The sequence below is a fragment of the Vitreoscilla massiliensis genome (genome assembly GCF_001457815.1).
Lineage (GTDB): Bacteria > Pseudomonadota > Gammaproteobacteria > Burkholderiales > Neisseriaceae > Vitreoscilla > Vitreoscilla massiliensis.
In genome coordinates this window covers 91679-110010 of record NZ_LN898219.1, presented here as the reverse complement: position 1 = coordinate 110010, position 18332 = coordinate 91679, and the positions used below count along the sequence as shown (strand labels likewise).

General features: G+C 48.6%; 16 protein-coding genes. 9 read left to right on the top strand and 7 right to left on the bottom strand.

Translation table 11 applies throughout. The features are described 5' to 3' along the window. Window positions 1–65 precede the first annotated feature (65 nt). Window positions 66–1466: a sodium:proton antiporter gene (locus tag BN3003_RS06000; RefSeq protein WP_058355757.1), complete on the top strand. Its 1401-nt coding sequence runs from the start codon at window positions 66–68 to the stop codon at window positions 1464–1466. Between the two features lie 65 nt (window positions 1467–1531). Beyond that, entirely contained in the window at window positions 1532–2236 is a 705-nt protein-coding gene (locus BN3003_RS05995) for a 16S rRNA pseudouridine(516) synthase (protein ID WP_058355756.1), read from the top strand. Window positions 2237–2315: 79 nt separating this feature from the next. On the opposite strand, the gene BN3003_RS18795 is transcribed toward BN3003_RS05995, so the two are convergent. From BN3003_RS18795 to BN3003_RS05975, 4 genes are all read right to left on the bottom strand, one after another. Next, window positions 2316–2564, bottom strand: coding sequence for a hypothetical protein (locus BN3003_RS18795; protein ID WP_147645362.1), 249 nt, complete (start codon window positions 2562–2564; stop codon window positions 2316–2318). A 733-nt stretch (window positions 2565–3297) separates the two neighbouring features. Then, the gene (locus BN3003_RS05985; RefSeq protein WP_058355754.1) at window positions 3298–4014 is read right to left on the bottom strand and encodes a pirin family protein; all 717 of its coding nucleotides are present in this window, start codon (window positions 4012–4014) and stop codon (window positions 3298–3300) included. A 176-nt stretch (window positions 4015–4190) separates the two neighbouring features. After that, entirely contained in the window at window positions 4191–4409 is a 219-nt protein-coding gene (locus BN3003_RS05980) for a hypothetical protein (RefSeq protein WP_058355753.1), read from the bottom strand. Between the two features lie 9 nt (window positions 4410–4418). Next, window positions 4419–4970, bottom strand: coding sequence for a C40 family peptidase (locus BN3003_RS05975; protein WP_082625569.1), 552 nt, complete (start codon window positions 4968–4970; stop codon window positions 4419–4421). A gap of 101 nt (window positions 4971–5071) precedes the next feature. Between BN3003_RS05975 and BN3003_RS05970 the strand changes: the two genes are divergently transcribed. The 5 genes from BN3003_RS05970 to coaD all read left to right on the top strand — a co-directional run bounded on the left by BN3003_RS05970 (window position 5072) and on the right by coaD (window position 10150). Continuing rightward, the gene (locus BN3003_RS05970; RefSeq protein ID WP_058355752.1) at window positions 5072–6751 is read left to right on the top strand and encodes an ABC1 kinase family protein; all 1680 of its coding nucleotides are present in this window, start codon (window positions 5072–5074) and stop codon (window positions 6749–6751) included. 62 nt (window positions 6752–6813) lie between these two features. Further along, entirely contained in the window at window positions 6814–7515 is a 702-nt protein-coding gene (locus BN3003_RS05965; protein WP_058355751.1) for a lysozyme inhibitor LprI family protein, read from the top strand. A 113-nt stretch (window positions 7516–7628) separates the two neighbouring features. Then, window positions 7629–8309: a Bax inhibitor-1 family protein gene (locus BN3003_RS05960; protein ID WP_058355750.1), complete on the top strand. Its 681-nt coding sequence runs from the start codon at window positions 7629–7631 to the stop codon at window positions 8307–8309. 186 nt (window positions 8310–8495) lie between these two features. Beyond that, a complete protein-coding gene (locus tag BN3003_RS05955; RefSeq protein ID WP_234333028.1) occupies window positions 8496–9635 on the top strand; it encodes a beta-ketoacyl-ACP synthase III in 1140 nt (379 codons plus the stop codon). Beyond that, complete coding sequence (gene coaD / locus BN3003_RS05950) at window positions 9635–10150, top strand: pantetheine-phosphate adenylyltransferase (protein WP_058355748.1); 516 nt, start codon at window positions 9635–9637, stop codon at window positions 10148–10150. Before BN3003_RS05955 ends, coaD begins: the two co-directional genes overlap by 1 nt. 147 nt (window positions 10151–10297) lie before the next feature. Here the strand turns inward: coaD and BN3003_RS05945 are convergent, their stop codons facing one another. Next, window positions 10298–11188 carry a LysR family transcriptional regulator gene (locus BN3003_RS05945; protein WP_058355747.1) on the bottom strand — a complete coding sequence of 297 codons (891 nt, stop codon included), beginning with the start codon at window positions 11186–11188 and terminating at the stop codon, window positions 10298–10300. 115 nt (window positions 11189–11303) lie between these two features. Between BN3003_RS05945 and metE the strand changes: the two genes are divergently transcribed. Next, on the top strand, window positions 11304–13700 hold the full coding sequence (gene metE / locus BN3003_RS05940; RefSeq protein ID WP_082625568.1) for a 5-methyltetrahydropteroyltriglutamate--homocysteine S-methyltransferase: 2397 nt from the start codon (window positions 11304–11306) through the stop codon (window positions 13698–13700). Window positions 13701–13718: 18 nt separating this feature from the next. Here the strand turns inward: metE and BN3003_RS05935 are convergent, their stop codons facing one another. Beyond that, window positions 13719–14819, bottom strand: a complete 1101-nt coding sequence (locus BN3003_RS05935; RefSeq protein WP_058355746.1) for a porin — start codon at window positions 14817–14819, stop codon at window positions 13719–13721. A 781-nt stretch (window positions 14820–15600) separates the two neighbouring features. After that, a protein-coding gene (locus tag BN3003_RS18375) for an IS5 family transposase (protein ID WP_407701092.1) occupies window positions 15601–16352 on the bottom strand; the annotation gives its coding sequence in 2 pieces (ribosomal slippage) (window positions 15601–16121 and window positions 16121–16352; 753 coding nt in all). A gap of 468 nt (window positions 16353–16820) precedes the next feature. Here BN3003_RS18375 and rng point away from each other — a divergent pair. Then, complete coding sequence (gene rng / locus BN3003_RS05925; RefSeq protein ID WP_058355744.1) at window positions 16821–18317, top strand: ribonuclease G; 1497 nt, start codon at window positions 16821–16823, stop codon at window positions 18315–18317. The last annotated feature ends 15 nt before the right edge of the window (window positions 18318–18332 follow it).

Sequence of the window (18332 nt, the reverse complement as noted above, 5' to 3'; positions counted from 1 at the left end):
TTGAGAGCAGCACTCACACTCACCACACACGCTGCACAACACATTGCCAAGAAAGGACTGCGTCCATGTTACCCAAACTCGCGCTACTGGCGGCGACCTTGCTGCCGCTGAGCGCTCATGCTGCGGGATTTGACCCTGCTGACATGAGTTTATTATGGGGTTTGCCTTTTGCCTGTATCTTGCTGTCCATCGCCTTGTTTCCCTTGTTTGCGCCGAAAATATGGCACCACAGCTTTGGCAAAATCACCGCCGCATGGACGCTGTTGTTCTTAATCCCGTTTACCGTGGTGTATGGCATGGGCGAAGCGGTGCACACAGTGGCGCACGCCCTCATCGCCGAGTACATTCCGTTTATTTTGCTGTTGTGGGCGCTGTTTACCGTTTCCGGTGGCATCTTGGTCAAAGGCAATATCCACGGCAGCGCCAAAACCAATACCTTTATCTTGGCCTTGGGCACGCTCTTGGCCTCATTGATGGGTACTACTGGCGCGGCGATGTTGTTGATACGCCCCTTGTTGCGCGCCAATGACAACCGCAAACACCAAGTGCATGTGGTGGTCTTCTTCATCTTTTTGGTCGCCAACATCGGCGGCGGCTTAACCCCACTCGGCGACCCGCCTTTATTTTTGGGCTTCTTAAAAGGCGTGGACTTTATGTGGACGGTAGAACACATGGCCTTGCCTGTGCTCATCAGCGCCGTGGTTTTATTGGCGGTGTTCTATGCGATAGACCAGCATTTTTGGAAACAAGAAACCGAGTTGAAACCACTAGACCCCACTCCTGACAGCCGCATCAGCATCGCTGGCAAAATCAATTTTCTGTGGTTGGGCTGTGTGATTGCCGCGGTGTTGATGTCGGGCATTTGGAAGTCTGGTGTGGAATTCAATGTTTTGGGCACACCTGTGAGTTTGCAAAACATCGTGCGCGATGGCTTGTTCATCGTCATCGGCATCTTGTCTTTGAAAACCACCGCGCAAGAAATTCGCCAAGCCAACGATTTTGATTGGAGGCCAATACAAGAAGTGGGCAAATTGTTCTTGGGCATCTTCATCACCATCGCACCGGTATTGGCCATGCTCAAAGTCGGCATGGACGGCCATTTCGCGCCTTTGGTGAGCTTGGCCCACAATGCCCAAGGCGAACCCATCAATGCGGTGTATTTCTGGATGTCGGGCATGTTATCGGCCTTCTTGGACAATGCGCCAACGTATTTGGTGTTCTTTAACCTCGCCTCGGGCGATGCGGTGGAATTGATGAGCCACATGACTTCCACCTTGCTGGCCGTATCCATGGGCTCGGTGTTTATGGGTGCTTTAAGCTACATCGGTAATGCGCCCAACTTCATGGTCAAAGCCATCGCCGAACAAAATCGCGTCAAAATGCCAAGCTTTTTTGGCTATATGGCATGGTCGTTTGGCATCTTGGTGCCCTTGTTTATCTTACACACGCTGATTTTCTTTATATAATGAACGTGTTTACAGATTAATAAGCGGCCTGTAAAACTTACAGGCCGCTTTTGTTTAGAATGCTTATGAACATCATCAAATACTTACAAGCCCAAGGTTTGGGCAGTCGCAAACAATGTCAAAACTGGGTCAAAGGTGGCTGGATACGCATCGACGGCGAGGTCGTCGACAATACCAAAGCCGAAGTGGATTTAAACGGCCGCCGCGTGTTGCAATTGGACGAAGACACCATCCCGACCGTGGACTTGCCTTATTTCTACATCTTGCTCAATAAAGCCGCCGATACCGAAACCTCGCACAAGCCGCAGCAATACCCGAGCGTGTTTTCGCTGTTGCCGAACAATTTCCGTGACATCGACATCCAAGCCGTCGGTCGCCTCGATGCCGACACCACCGGCGCCATCATCCTCACCAACGATGGCCAGTTTAACCACCGCGTAACCTCGCCCAAACACCATGTGGCCAAAATCTACCGCGTCACCCTCAAACACGCTGCCGAGCAAAGCCTGTGCGACAAACTCATCAAAGGCGTGCTCCTCGATGACGAGCACGAAACCATCGCGGCCGCCGCGGCCGAGTTAATCGACCCGAATACCTTGCTGATGACCTTAACCCAAGGCAAATACCACCAAGTCAAACGCATGATTGCCGCCGCCGGCAACCGCGTCGAAGGCCTGCACCGTGACCAATTCCACCAATGGCGCGTCGACGACTTCGCCGCTGGAGAATGGCGCTTCTTGGATGTGGCTGAGGTACAGGCGAGTATTTAATGCTCTCGTTCATCTCAAATGTCGCAAAGCGGCCTGTAAACCAATCGAAGGTTTACAGGCCGCATTTTAAAACCCTTTATTAATACCCTTTTCTTTGCATACACGGTGTCGTCCTACGCAATAACTCTAGCCTTTCTGCTTCAGTTTTATTCATTTTCGCCATCACCGAGTCTTGTGCTCTTACCTCATCCAAGCATTGACTAAAAGCCTCCCTCTCTTTTTTTGAAATATAAGGTCCCCCATCCCACAGTCTGGTCGCAGTATCCATACATCCAGTTAAAATTAGCAACACGGTGATGCTGGCCATAAATTTAATGAGATGTTTCATTGTTAGTACCCCTTCCTTCGGTTTTTCTAGCTTCACCAAATCAGGCAACGATGGATTCTCTGTATTTTGATTATTCGTTTTTCCACCAATCCAAATTTCGCTATGAATATCGAAATAAGGGGTTACACAGTGCACTCACTTGATTACCGTTCAACTCACAAACCAAAATAATGCGCCCTGTAAATTACAAGACGCATTCAAAACCTTTTGTTAATATCCTTTTCTTTCCATGCATGGTCTCACTCTACGATAAAACTCAGACTGCTCAGCCTCAGTTTTATTGAATTTCGACATCAAAGGGTCTTGTGCGCGCACTTCTGCAAAACACTGATCATAGGCTCGACTCTCTTTTTCTGATATATAAGGTCCTCCGTTTCACAATCTGGTCAATGTATCCATACATCCGCTTAACAATAACAACACAGTGATGCTGACCATGAATTTAATGAGATGTTTCACTGTCATTTTCCTTTTATTCTGTCTCTGTGGCTGCACCAACCTTAAGATACTGGATACACCACCAGCATGCTCGCTCTGTTTGTGTTTCGTTGGCTCAAATCCAGAAAATACGCTCGTGTTACGACTTTGCAATGGTTTCAATATCTTACTGTAGGCAACCATTAATGCTTACACAAGCATGACACATGCTACGGTTTATTAGCTTTAAATATGTCAAAGCAACACAAAAGCGGCCTGTAAATGATTTACAGGCCGCTTTAAACATGACTTGGGTTTATTTGCTCAATTCAAACAACAATACTTCGGCTTGTTGGCCGTTTTTCAAGCTCAAGTGGGTTTCGCCGTCGAACATGGCGGCGTCGCCTGCGTTCAATTGTTCACCATTGACCACCACGCTGCCGCGAGCAATGTGCAAATAGTATTTGTGGGCGCTGGACAAATCGCGTTCCAAACTTTCGGCACCGTCAAACAAACCTACCCACAAAGACGCATCGGCGTGGATGTTGATGGCACGGGCATTGTCGGCGCTGGCGGCTTGCTCGTAAGGCTTAATCACTTGCACCAAGCGGCCACGTTTTTCGGCTTCGCTGTACGCTTCTTGCGAGTATTCGGGTTTGATGCCGGTTTTGTTTGACTCTATCCAAATTTGCAAGAAATGGGTGGTTTGGCCTTCGGCATGGTTGAATTCGCTGTGCACCACGCCGCTGCCGGCAGACATGCGTTGTACTTCACCCGGAGGAATGCCTTTGACATTGCCCATGCTGTCGCGGTGCGCCAAATCACCTTCCAAGACATAAGAGATGATTTCCATGTCGCGGTGGGCGTGTTCACCAAAACCCATGCCTGGCTTGATGCGGTCTTCATTGATGACGCGCAAATTGCTGTAGCCCATCCAATCTGGATCGTAGTAATTGGCAAAGGAGAAAGTGTGATAGCTGTTGAGCCAACCATGGTCTGCATGACCGCGTTCATTGCTGCGACGAATGTTCATATGAGTCCTCTTTCCGTGTGGGGTTAGACTGCTTTGTGTCAGCAGTGCTGTAACATGGTTCCCAGTTTATGTTTTATTACATCGAAAATAAATACACAAAAAAGCAATGATGTTTTCTTATAAAGAAACAAACCAGTGAAGCATGGATGATGGAAAGCGAAATATAGAACAAATCCTCAGTTTTGGTAAGGATTTTCGAGGCTGTCCATGAGCAGACGCAGGTAGTCTTTGACTTGGGTTTCGGTACAACCCATTAACACCGCGTCTTCTAACGCTTCTTGCGCCATTTCATGCAGCTCTTGCAGGTTTTGCTGCATGACTTTGATTTTCTCGGTACAAGAAACCGGCTCACCGTCGGCGTCAAACCATTTGGGCATTGGGGGCATTGCTGACATCATTCGTCCTTAACGCACAAACGACGCGGCTTTGCCGGCACCACTGACGCGACGCGCACCTGCATACGTCTTGCTCCAGTATTTGCTGGTCAAGCTGGTGATTTCGATGTTTTTACCGGTGCGTGGCGCATGGATAAAGCGGTCGCCACCGATGTACATGCCGACATGGGAAATGCGGCTAGGCCCTGCGGTGCGGAAAAACACCATGTCACCCGGTTGCAAGCTGCTGCGGTCGACCGAGCTGCCCACGCCGAATTGCTCTGAGGCAGTACGCGGTAAACTCACGCGCATGCTTTGTTTGAAAATGTATTGCATGAACGCACTGCAATCCAAACCTTGATTGGGATTGTTGCCGCCATAGCGGTAAGACAGGCCGATCAAGCCCATCGCGTTCATAATCAAATCACCGGCTTGTTCTTTAGAAGACTGCGACTGCGCATGGCTGCTGTTGCCACCGCGTTGGCGGATCAAATCTTCTAAAGGGTCAGCCGTGGTTACCGGCACCAAGCTGAGGCAACTTAATACCAATAACAACAATCTGTGTATTGTCTTACTCATCATGTATCAAAACTCTTCGCTGTATACGAATCCAAGCGCTTAGCTTGTGTGGTCTATTCACGCTATGCTAAGTTAAAGCTATTGCGCACTATTAAGGCTGTTTTATGTTGAAACAAACCGTTGTTGCCATGCGTGACTTGCCACGCATGAAAGAAATCATCGGCATATTAATGCGCTATGGTTTGGGCGATTTCATCCAAAGACTCAAGCTCTCCAACGCTTTTGCGTTTTTAAACAAAGAAGACGCTGAGAGCAATATCGCCAACAATCCGTATTTAAGTGTTCCCCAACGCTTTCGCATGGCGTTTGAGGAGTTGGGCCCAACTTTCATCAAGTTTGGCCAAATTCTGTCTACCCGCGTCGACATTTTCAGTCCTGAGTGGATAGAAGAGTTTCAACGCTTACAAAACAATGTGCGTCCCATCGCTCAAGCCGACATTGCGGCGCTCATCAGTGCTTATTTAGAGCGGCCTGTAAACGAGGTTTTCCGCAGCATAGAACCGACACCGATAGGCAGTGCTTCCATTGCCCAAGTCCACAAAGCGGTGTTGCTTGATGGCACGGTGGTGGCGGTCAAAATCAAACGGCCTAACATCGACAAAACCATACAGGCCGACTTGCGCATCATGAAGCATTTGGCACAATTGGTCGAATACGAAATCCCTGAATCGCGTCGCTACCACCCGGTTGAGATGGTGCATTACTTCGCCAAGAGCCTGGCGCGCGAAACCGATTTGACCATGGAGCTGCGCAATATGGAGCGTTTTGCCCGTGCTTATGAGGGACAACACCATGTGCACATTCCGGTGGTCTACCCTGCGTATTCCAATCGCAAAATATTGGTACAGGAATACATCGGCGATACCTTACTTAAAAACCTCAATCTAAGTCAATACAAGCATGAATGGTTAAGCCGCCGCGCCAGCGACCTTGCCCAGCTGATATTGGACATGATACTGAAACATGGCTATTTTCACGCAGACCCCCACCCCGGCAACATTTTCTTATCAGAAGAAGGACGTATTACCCTCATTGATTTCGGATTGGCGGGCTTTTTAGGCAACAATCGGCGCCGTGAAATTATTACATTAATTAACGCGATCATAGACCGCGACCAGTTCACCATTCAGCATGTGCTCAGCGATTGGGCGCAAGGCGATTTGCCCGATGAAGACCGTTTGGGCAACGATGTGATGGAAATGCTGATGAATTATGAATTCACCGCCTTGAAAGACGTCAGCCTCTCCTCCATCGTCAACGACATCACCAGCATCATACGCGAAAACAACCTTACCTTGCCCGGCGACTTGGTGATGCTGTTCCGCACCTTGATTACCTTAGAAGGCGTGGTCAAACAATTGGACGGCGATTTCCAATTGATGGAATCGACCAAACCGTTGGTAGAAGGCTTGGTGAAGCAACACTTCTCCACCGACCACTTGTCGCGCAAGGTCAAAACCCACACCTACAGCTTGCTACAATTGCTGGACGACATGCCGCACACCTTAATCCGCCTCAATCGCAAACTCAAAGCCGGGCAAATCCAAGTGAATGTGGACATGGAGCGTTTGGACATGTTTGGCTACCAGCTGGACAAATCCACCAACCGTTTGACCGTCGGCATCATCACCGCGTCCTTAATCATAGGCTCGTCCATTGTCATGAGTGTGGATGCGGGGCCGAAAATCTTTGGCCTGCCGTTCTTTGGCTTTGTAGGCTACGTCATCGCCTTCTTTAACAGCGTGTGGATGCTGTGGTCGCTGTGGCGCGCTGGCAAGCACTGAGGCTGTCTAAGCGGCCTGTAAACCCATCTCAACCCTGTTGGCTTTCAGAAAGTGAGTTTCTTATGCAGCGCAAACACTCTGTTAATACCTTGACCACCTTGGTCAGCATCGTGGGCATGGGTTTGGGTTTGAGCACACTGGCCCATGCCCAAGGCCCGTCTTTCAGTTGTAAAAAAGCGCTGACTGGCGCCGAACAGCTGATTTGCCAAGACAGCAAGCTCAGCCAACTCGACCGCGCCATAGACAGCCGCTACCAACAGCTTACAGGCCGCTTAGATGCGGTAGGCAAAGCGGCCTTGCAACAAGAGCAACGCGCGTTTTTATACAGCCGCAATACCCAAGTGGAAAGCGCCAAAGCCTTAAATCAAGCCACCAAACAAGCGCTGACGGCCACACTGCAACGACACTTGCGTACTTTACAAAACATCCAGCCACGCACCAATGCCCATGCCATCACCGGCAATTGGTATGTGGAATCGGGCGGCGTTAACATTACCACGACGGCGGCAAGCAATTTGCTGCGCATAGACTTAAACCGGGTTGAACCGGGACGCGGCTTGTGGGTGTGTGATTTCAAAGGCAGCGCCAAACCGGTGGCTGCTAACAGCAGCCGCGTGACGTTTGTCAACGATGACGACCTGAATCAAGTCTTGCAAGTCGAGCGCGTTGGCTCGGTATTACGAGTGAGCAATCCGCACGGCAGTGGCAGCGAATTTTGTGGTTTGAATGGCAGCGTCGATGGCGACTACCTGCCTTTGCGCTGAAGTCTGCAACACCTGAGCGCGAAAGCGGCGCCGAATTTAGAGCGTTCACTGCGCTCTATGTTATGATAATCGCTCGTATTTATTTTTCGTTGTGATATTTCAAGGAAATGACCATGTCTGAACAACCTCTTGCTCATGGCCATGCTGGCGTCGGCACGCAAAACCAAGTGTTGCGCAAAGCCTATTTGCTGTTGGCCGTTTCATTCATCCCCTGCGGCATAGGCGCGTTTGTGGGCTCCAACATCAACCCTATGGCCATGTTGGGCGGCGGCTGGGTCGGTATCATCGCCTTTTTCGCCATTTTTTATGGTTTGATTTTTGCGATTGAAAAAAACCGCTACAGCACTGTTGGCATCGTGTTGTTGCAAGTGTTTACCTTCGGCATGGGCATGATGTTAGGCCCGATTTTGGGCATTTTATTGGGCTCGGCCGCGGGCACGCAAATCGTCTTGACCGCAGCCGTGATGACAGCAGCAGTGTTTTTTGCCATGACCATCGCCGCCCACAAAGTCAAAGCCGACACCAATGCCTTGGGTCGCTTCTTGTTCATCGGCGCCATCGTGTTGATGATAGGCGTGGTGGCGAATTTGTTCTTTAAAGTGCCAGCCGTGTCTTTGGCGATTTCGGCCTTGTTTGTGCTGTTTAGCTCGCTGATGATCATGTGGCAAACCAAAATGGTCATCGAAGGTGGCGAAACCAGCTACATCAGCGCGGCTTTGACCATCTTCATTTCGATTTACAACTTGTTCACCAGCTTATTGCGTTTGTTGCTGGCTTTGAGCGGCAACGACTAAGCCTAGGTTTTTTCTCTAAAGATAAGCGGCCTGTATTGTTACAGGCCGCTTTTTTTTAATATTATTCTTTGACTGAGAACATTAACCCAGTTATGCTGCTGTGCAATATATAAACAAACAGCCCAATCAGAGCATACAATCTATGTTGCTGTTTGTTATGACGAATTCAGTTGGAGATCCACACCCATGACCCATATGCCTGTTGTGTTGCTCGGCACCAGTTTGTACACCCCCAAAGACAGCATCAGCAACGATGAATTGGTGGCCACGTTTAACCAATACGTTGCCCAATATAACCAAGAACATGCAGCCGCCATAGAAGCAGGCACAGTAGAAGCCTTGTCTGAATCCAGCAGCGCCTTCATCGAAAAAGCCTCAGGCATCAAGAGCCGCTTTGTCGTCGACAAAGCCGGCATTTTGAACCCAGACATCATGAAGCCACAGTTTGCACCGCGCGCCAATGACGAATTGTCATTGCAAGCCGAAATCGGCGTGGCCGCAGCAGAGCAAGCCTTGGCCAATGCTGGCGTGGCCGCCGCCGACATCGACATGGTCATCGTCGCCAATTCCAATATGCAACGCGCTTACCCAGCGATGGCGGTGGAAATCCAATCGGCGTTGGGCTGTGGTGGTTTTGCGTTTGACATGAACGTGGCCTGCTCTAGCGCCACTTTTGGTGTGCAAATGGCCGCCAATGCCATTGCCGCTGGTTCCGCCAAACGCGTGCTCATCATCAATGCCGAAATCTGTACCGCGCATTTGAATTTCCGCGAACGCGACAGCCATTTTATTTTTGGCGACGCCGCCACCGCTTTGGTATTGGTGCATGCAGACTTGGTTGATGCGGCCGCTGCACACAAAGGCTTTAACATCGTCGACACCTATTTGTGGACGCAATTCTCCAACAACATCCGCAATAACGCCGGCTTCTTAAACCGCACCGAAGTGGGCAACGACCCGTTGGCCGCCGACAAATTGTTTGTGCAAAACGGCCGCAAAGTGTTCAAAGAAGTGTGTCCAGCGGTAGGCGAACACATCGTGACCCATTTGCACAAAAACCAAATTGAGCCGACCAATGTGCGCCGTTTTTGGCTGCACCAAGCCAATTTGACCATGAACGAACTCATCGCCAAACGCGTGTTGGGTCGCCCTGCCACGGCCGAAGAGTCGCCCACCATCTTGGACACTTATGCCAACACCAGCTCCGCCGGCTCAGTGATTGCGATGCATTTACACCACGCCGACATGCAAGCCGGTGATTTGGGCGTGTTGTCCAGCTTTGGTGCTGGTTACTCCATAGGCTCAGTGATTGTGGAAAAACGCTGATGGCGCAGCCAAGAATCCGCCGCGCGGTTTACGCAGGCAGCTTCGACCCGCCGACCAATGGCCATTTGTGGATGATACGCGAAGCGCAAATGCTGTTTGATGAATTGGTGGTTGCCATCGGTGTCAATCCAGACAAGCGTTTTACCTACAGCTTGGAAGAACGCAAAGAGATGTTGCGCGCGATTACCGCTGGCATGAGCAATGTGCGCATCGCTTCATTTGAAAACCAATATCTGGTCAATTACGCCGACAGCATCCATGCCGAATACATCGTGCGCGGCATCCGCACCACCGCCGATTACGAGTACGAGCGCTCGATGCGCTACATCAATTCGGATTTGCAGCCAGAAATTTCGACGGTGTTTTTATTGCCACCGCGCGAGTTTGCAGAAGTGTCGTCGACCATGGTCAAAGGCATGGTTGGGCCTAAGAATTGGCAAGAGATGATTAAGCGCTACCTGCCTGAGCCTGTGTATGAAAAAATCATGCACGACCATATCTACCAAGGCAGATAACGGTACGCCATGTTTTAAAGCGGCCTGTAAACCCATGTAATCGGTTTACAGGCCGCTTTTGTATGTGTATCAAGCCAGTCATAGATTTAGAATCCGTGTGTTGAACATGGGCTGTGCATCTTGCTTTGTCGCTGCTGTTAGCCGCAGCTAGCCCGCAATCGGTTGGCGCGACAATTGGAAAAAGCTGTGCAGGTATTCGGTGTGCAAATCTTTTTCACGTGCACCCAAGTAAATCTGCTTGTGAATGCCGTTTTTTCCCAACGGCAAGGCCACCACATCAAAGCGGCCTTGAAACGTCTCCACCAACCAGCGCGGCAAGGCGGCGACACCGCGATTGCTCGCCACCATTTGCAACATGATGTCGGTGGTTTCGATGGTTTTGTGCAGTTTGGGCATGGTATTGGCCGGATTCAAAAACAGCGTGAACACATCCAAGCGGCTGGCTTCAACCGGATAGGTAATCAACACCTCATCCAATAAATCACGCGGCTGCACACTGGTTTGTTGTGCCAAACGGTGTTCCGACGCCACCACCAACACTTGCTCATAATCAAACACCGCCTCGAAATGCAAACCCGGTCTGTAAAGCGGGTCTGGCGTCACCAATAAGTCGATTTCATGCGTAAACAGCGCGCCTATGCCGCCAAATTGAAACTTCTGTTTCACGTCCACATCGACATCCGGCCACGCATCCAAATACGGCGACACCACCCGCAACAGCCATTCGTAACAAGGATGGCATTCCATACCAATGCGCAGCGTGCCACGATGGCCACTGGCGTATTGCTGCAATTGTTCTTCCGCCCGCTCCAATTGCGGCAACAAGCGGTTGGCCAAGTCCAATAAGTATTGCCCCGCTTGGGTTAAGTGCAGGCTGCGCCCTTCGCGCAACCACACATCGGTGCCCAGCAAATGCTCGAGCTTGCGCATGCTGTGACTGAGGGCGGACTGAGTTAAACACAGACTCTCCGCCGCCGCCGTCAGCGAACCTTGCCGCTCTACCTCGCGGATGATGCTCAAATGGCTGCGTTCTATCATTGCTTATCCATGAATTTTGGTCATTAATTTCTGAAATTATATCATTTTACTTCATGATTCAAGTTTTTTACCATGGCCTGACCAACCACAATAATGCAAAACAGGAGTAGCGCAAATGGCCATAACCCACAATCTTGGGTACCCACGCATCGGCGCCCAACGCGAATTGAAATTCGCCCAAGAAGCCTATTGGCGCGGCGACAGCAGCTTGGAAGAGCTGGAGCGCCTCGGCGCTGAGTTGCGCGCCCAACATTGGCAACAACAAGCGGCATTGGATTTTGTGCCTGTCGGCGATTTTTCGTTTTACGACCAAGTCTTGGACACCAGCTTCTTGCTTGGCAACCTACCAGAGCGGGCACAACACTTTCACGGTGCCGAATTGGACAACTATTTTCGCATCGCTCGCGGCCGCTCAGCCCAACAAGTGCATGCTGAACACCCATGTCAGTGTGACATCCACGCTGGCGAAATGACCAAATGGTTCGATACCAATTACCACTACATCGTGCCGGAATTCACCGCTACAACTGAATTTAGCCTCCACAGTGAGCGTTTGCTGGCGCAGATTGCCGAAGCCCAAGCCGCTGGCCACCGTGTGAAACCGACCATCATCGGCCCAGTCACATATTTGTATTTGGGCAAAAGCAAAGACGGCAGCGACAAACTGGCCTTATTGCACAAAATCCTGCCGATATACGCACAATTATTAGAACAATTGGCCGCCGCGGGGATTGAATGGGTACAAATCGACGAGCCGATATTGGTAACCGAGTTGGATGAGGCTTGGCAACAAGCGCTGCGTGTGGCTTACCAATATTTCAATCCCAGCCCAGTGAAGCTCTTGCTTGCGACGTATTTTGGCCGCTTGGAGGACAATCTGCATTTGCTGAGCCAATTACCCGTGGCCGGCGTGCACATGGATGCCATTAATGCACGCGACGAAGTAACGACCTTGCTGACTTTGTTGCCACAGCATTCGGTATTGTCGGTGGGCGTGATTAACGGTCGCAATATTTGGAAAACCGATTTACAGGCCGCTTTGACATGGTTAGCGCCAATAGCCGCGCAATTGGGTGAACGTTTGTGGTTGGCACCCTCGTGTTCTTTATTGCATGTGCCTATGGATTTGGCACAAGAACAACACCTTGATGCCGAAGTGCGTGCATGGCTTGCGTTTGCGGTGCAGAAATTGGCTGAATTATCGATCTTGGCACAAGCCATCAAGCACGGTAGCGACAGTGTGGCAGCCGAATTGGCGGCCAATCAGCGCGATTTGGCCGCCCGCCGCGCCTCTGCCCGTGTGCACCAGCCACGAGTGGCACAAGCTGTAAACGCCATTACGGCTGACATGGAACGCCGTCGCAGCGCCTATCCGGTGCGACTAGCCTTACAGGCCGCTTCTTTGTCCCTGCCCTTATACCCAACCACCACCATAGGCTCGTTCCCACAAACCACCAGCATCCGCGCGCTGCGCAAGCAATACAAAACGGGCGAGCTGAGCGCAGCAGCCTACGAGGCCGCGATACAACAAGAAATCGCCTTGTGCATACGCGAGCAAGAAACACTCGGTTTGGATGTATTGGTACACGGTGAAGCCGAACGCAACGACATGGTTGAGTATTTTGGCGAGCAATTGAATGGTTATGTGTTCAGCCAATACGGTTGGGTACAGTCTTACGGCTCGCGCTGCGTCAAACCGCCAATTTTGTTTGGTGACATCAGCCGTCCCAATGCCATGACTGTGCAGTGGATACGCTATGCCCAATCTTTAACCGACAAACCAGTCAAAGGCATGTTAACCGGCCCAGTCACCCTCTTGAATTGGTCGTTTGTGCGCGACGACCAAAGCCGTGAGCTAACGTGTTACCAATTGGCCTTGGCCGTACGCCTAGAGGTTTTGGATTTGGAACGAGCCGATATACAAGTCATTCAAATCGATGAAGCGGCTCTGCGCGAAGGTTTGCCTCTGCGTCAAAGCGAATGGCAACATTATTTGGACTGGACAGTGAAATCGTTCTGCATCAGCGCCAATGGCGTGCAAGACCACACCCAAATCCATACCCATATGTGCTATTCCGAATTCAATGACATCATCGCTGCCATCGCGGCCATGGATGCCGATGTAATCACCATCGAAACCTCGCGTTCAGACATGGAATTGCTGGATGTGTTTGATGAATTTGCCTACCCCAACGACATCGGCCCTGGTGTATACGACATCCATACACCGAATATCCCCAGCACCGAGCAAATCATCCACTTGATGCAACAAGCGGCAACGCGCATTCCCGCCAAACGCCTGTGGGTCAACCCCGATTGCGGCCTGAAAACTCGCCAATGGTCAGAAGTCTTGCCGGCTTTGAAAAACATGGTAGAAGCTGCCGCCAGTTTGCGCGCAGAAGTGGGTGAGTGTGACTTAAACCTATTTACAAAAATATCAATACGAAAGGGAGACCCCTCACAGGCCTCCCTTTTTTATCACTCTGTGCACACACACGAACAGCAGAGATGATTCTTAAAAACAATTCTATTAGAACATATGACGTAAGCCTATGCCCATACCATATACATCTTCATCCACACCTGTGACTTTTCCATTCACATCAGTAGCATAAGCTACAGGTGCATTCTTCCAACCGGCAGATGCCAATACTGTGGTGCGTTTAGACAAAGCATAGTCTGCACCGATGACCACTTGATCATAATTGGTATTATCTACCTTGCCATAACCATCGCGTTTTTCATCAAAACCATGGGTATAGGTGATGCGTGGGGTCACGTTGCCCAATTTGTAGCTGAACAAACCAGACACTTCGTGTGTTTTCACTGCATTATGGATGCGTTTATTTGGGTCTTGAGCAGTGGTATTTAATGGCGTTGCCCACAAGCCGCGGAAACCATCGGTATATTGATAAGTCACCGCACCAACGATGCCATTGGCACGGTATGCACCAATCACTCGCGCCAATTGGCCATCATCCAAATCACTTTGATTGTCGATGTTTTGCTGTTTGTACAAGCCATACACACCATGTACTTCAAAGCCTGATTTGACATAGCTCGCAGACACAATGCTGGCTTGTGTCACAGTTGATGCCGCTTCAAAATCAGACTCGGTTGCGCTATCCGCTAATTGGTGATGTAAATTAAATTGGAAGCCACCAAAATTAGGTGAATCATAACGCACACCTTGCAAACGCTTGTCGACACGGGTCAAATTGGCCAAACCACGTGCGGTATTGGAGTTAAAACCCCATTCCCATGGATCTACCAACAATTTTTGGTTGGTCGCATCATTCATCACATCGCTAATGTAACCAGCACGGATGGTACCGAAATTCTCACCTTTTAAACCGATGTAAGTGTCGCGGGTATTCCAACCTTTAGATTGTTCCGCACCGGCGATGGACACAAATTGTTCCACTTTCCAAATGGCTTGCAAACCATTGCCCAAATCTTCTTCGCCTTTAAAGCCGATGCGTGATTTGTAATCTTCCATTTGCGTGATGGTGCCAGAATCCTCACCCTTCATCACATTGATACCGCCTTTGATTTGACCGTACAAAACCACATCTGCCATTGCCGGAATTGCCACCAAAGCCACACTTGCTGCCAAAATCTTCTTAATCATGTTTATCCTCAATCTCTTTTATCATGTACATGCATTTATTTAATTCGTTGCATTTGCAACAGAACTTTAAAGAATATTCACAGGTTTTAACAGATAAAACAGCGAGAATTTTTATACCCATTAGGGGGAGTGATTATTGAAATCATCAAACAGGAAAGTATTTTTATTATTTAATTCATTATGTTACATTAAAAAAATCAGCGTAAACACCACAAAACAGCTCCTCATATTTTGCAATTAACCACGGATTTTGTTGCATATTTGTTGCAATTTTATAACACAAACCTACTCGAAAATTTTATTTAATGGCGTAATAACTGGAATTTTTATATTTTAAAGATCTTTACCATTATGCTTTTAGAGCATAATTATATACTTAAAAAGTGAGGTAATCATCTCAATACTAACAACAAATCAACAAGCTACACACCCCCATACAGGTGAATACAAATTCTAACAATAGCAGGCTATTATCTAAAATACGGCTCCTAAAATTACTTGAATGGTTAAAATTTCAAGATAGATTTTGTTGATTAATCAACTTTAATGGCTTGATATTATTTAAGCGGCCTGTAATGATAATCTCGTTAAGCACATCAATGCATTCACAATTGCCTACTTAATCACACAAATGCCATGGCTTTATTAAAATATGAAATTTGCTTAAACAACTTTAGTTCTGAAATAATACATACAACTGATACTCATACTTCTTCAATAAGGTAATCCAACACCTTCTTTTTATCTCAATCTATATAATTTGCAGCACTAGGGCGTGTTCTCATTTGGCCTTACACCAAATAAAGATACAAGCCAGTCGTAGCATGGCCTTGTAATTGCGGGCTAATTTGTCAAAACGCGTTGCAATACCTCTGAAATGCTTCAAGCGGGCAAATGCATTTTCAACCACATAGCGTAAGCCGTATAAATAACGGCTAAATTCCGGATTACTTTTGGTGCTGTTGGATTTTCTAGGGATGACGGGAATCATTCCATGTTTTCTTGAAGATTCTCTTATCTTTTCAGAGTCATAGCCCTTATCAGCGACCAAATAATGGCCGGTTTGAACCAAGGCGATCAGCTGCGGTGCAACTTGACTGTCGTGGGTTTCGCCCCCAGTGATTTCAAAATCAAGCGGATGTCCGTTCGCGTCGACGGCCAAGTGTATTTTTGTAGTTGCGCCACCTCGTGAACGGCCAATTGCTCGAGCCTCACCACGCCTAGCTCCACTCGCATGCTGATGAGCGCGGACGTAGCTTCCGTCGATGAATACCCGTTCTGTATCCAATACGCCTCGTAGTTTAAAAAAAACTTGTCCCATAAACCCTTGATGGCCCAGCGATTAAAGCGATTGTAAGCCGTTTGCCAAGGACACAAATCTTCAGGAATATCTCGCCATGTCGCTCCAGTGCGAAGTTTCCACAAAATGGCCTCCATGATATTTTTGCTATTTTTGGAACGGTAGCAGCCATAAAACTTCATGGTATCTTGAATTTGCAGCCAAATATCATCGGTTAAAACTCGGCGGGCCATGTTAAAACTTTTATCAAATAAACATATATTTCATTCTATAACATAAGTTTTAGGAGTGGCTTATTTCAGATTTGAAATGAGAACACGCCCTAGTTTGCTGTATACATATCAGTATCACAGCAAATCTTGTACAAACTCGCTTCAAATACAGCAACTCAGTCAAACAATCGCGTCTTTAAAATCAACAGTAAATAAAACATTCCCATCACTTAAAGATATATTTCTTACTGCAAAAATACTGAAATTGAAAACAATTGCTTTCATAAACTTGTAATGATTCTTCTTGTTTTCAGCGCCTTAAAATTGCCGCACTTGTGAAACTGTAAATTTGCACCATTACAGGTGTATGCTGACTACTCCAGCCACGTATGCTTATGTTAAGATAAAACGGTTTAGCTGTAGTGTTGTTTGCTCAGCAGGTGTTTCGTTACCTCTTGAGCAAACCACATTGAAATCAAAGGATGCATCATGTTACAAAATGCCATTGCACTGGCAAAAGATGTGCCGCGCCCACCTGAAACGGTTCTCGTCAACGTCACTCCCCAAGAAACCCGTGTTGCCATTTTAGAAAACTCCACTGTGTGCGAATTGCACATAGAGCGCAATTCTGGCCGTGGCTTGGTTGGCAATATTTATTTGGGCGTGGTCAAACGGGTATTACCCGGCATGCAAAGTGCCTTTATCGACATTGGTTTGGACAGAGCGGCGTTTTTACACATCGTCGACATACTGGAACAACGCCAACACCCTACCGAAACCCAACGCATCGAACACATGTTGTTTGAAGGCCAAGCGGTGATGGTGCAAGTGATTAAGGATCCTATCAACAGCAAAGGTGCGCGTCTGTCGACGCAGATTTCCTTGGCGGGTCGTTTCTTGGTACATCTGCCACAAGACGAGCACATAGGTATTTCTCAGCGCATTGAAGACGAAACCGAACGTGCGCATTTGCGCAACCGTTTAGAAGCCTTATTGCCGCAAGAGTCTTGCCATGGCTATATCATACGCACCAGTGCCGAAACCGCCACCGACCAAGAGTTACAGGCCGACATTGATTACCTGACACGCTTGTGGGCGAATATCCGCAAACGCAGCAAGATTGCACCGCCTGAAAGCTTGCTTTATCAAGATTTGCCTTTGAGCCGTCGTGTTTTACGTGACATGTTCAGCGACAATACCCAACGCATCTTGATTGATTCGACTGAAAACTACGAATCCATGCTCGAGTTTGCGCAAATGTATGTGCACAATGCCATCAACAAAATCGAGCGTTTCGATGGCGCTCGCCCTTTGTTTGAGTCTTACGGTGTGGAAGAGGAAATTGATAAGGCCTTACACCCGCGAGTGAATTTGAAGTTTGGCGGCTACCTCATCATCGACCCTACCGAAGCCATGACCACCATAGACGTGAATACCGGTGGCTTTGTCGGTACACGCAATTTTGATGAAACCATCTTCAAAACCAATTTGGAAGCCTGTCATGCCATAGCGCGCGAATTGCGTTTGCGCAATATTGGCGGCATCGTCATCATTGACTTTATCGACATGGAACAAGAGCAACACCGTGAGGCGGTATTGAATGAGTTAACACGGGTATTAAGTCTAGACCGCACCCGTGTTACGTTGAATGGTTTTACCAGCTTGGGCTTGATTGAGCTGACACGCAAACGCACACGTGAAAGCTTGAACCATTTACTGAGTGAGTCTTGTCCATGTTGTAATGGCCGCGGCACTTTAAAAACACCGCAAACCGTGTGTTATGAAATCCAGCGTGAAATCGTCGGTGAAGCGCGCCGCTACCATGCCAAGAGTTATAAAATTCTGGCATCGCAAGCGGTCATAGACTTATTATTGGACGAAGAATCACAGTCGTTGGCCATGTTAATCGACTTCATCGGCGCACCCATTACCTTGGCGGTGGAAACGTCTTACAATCAAGAACAATTTGACATCATCTTGATGTGATATTTTGGAGCACTC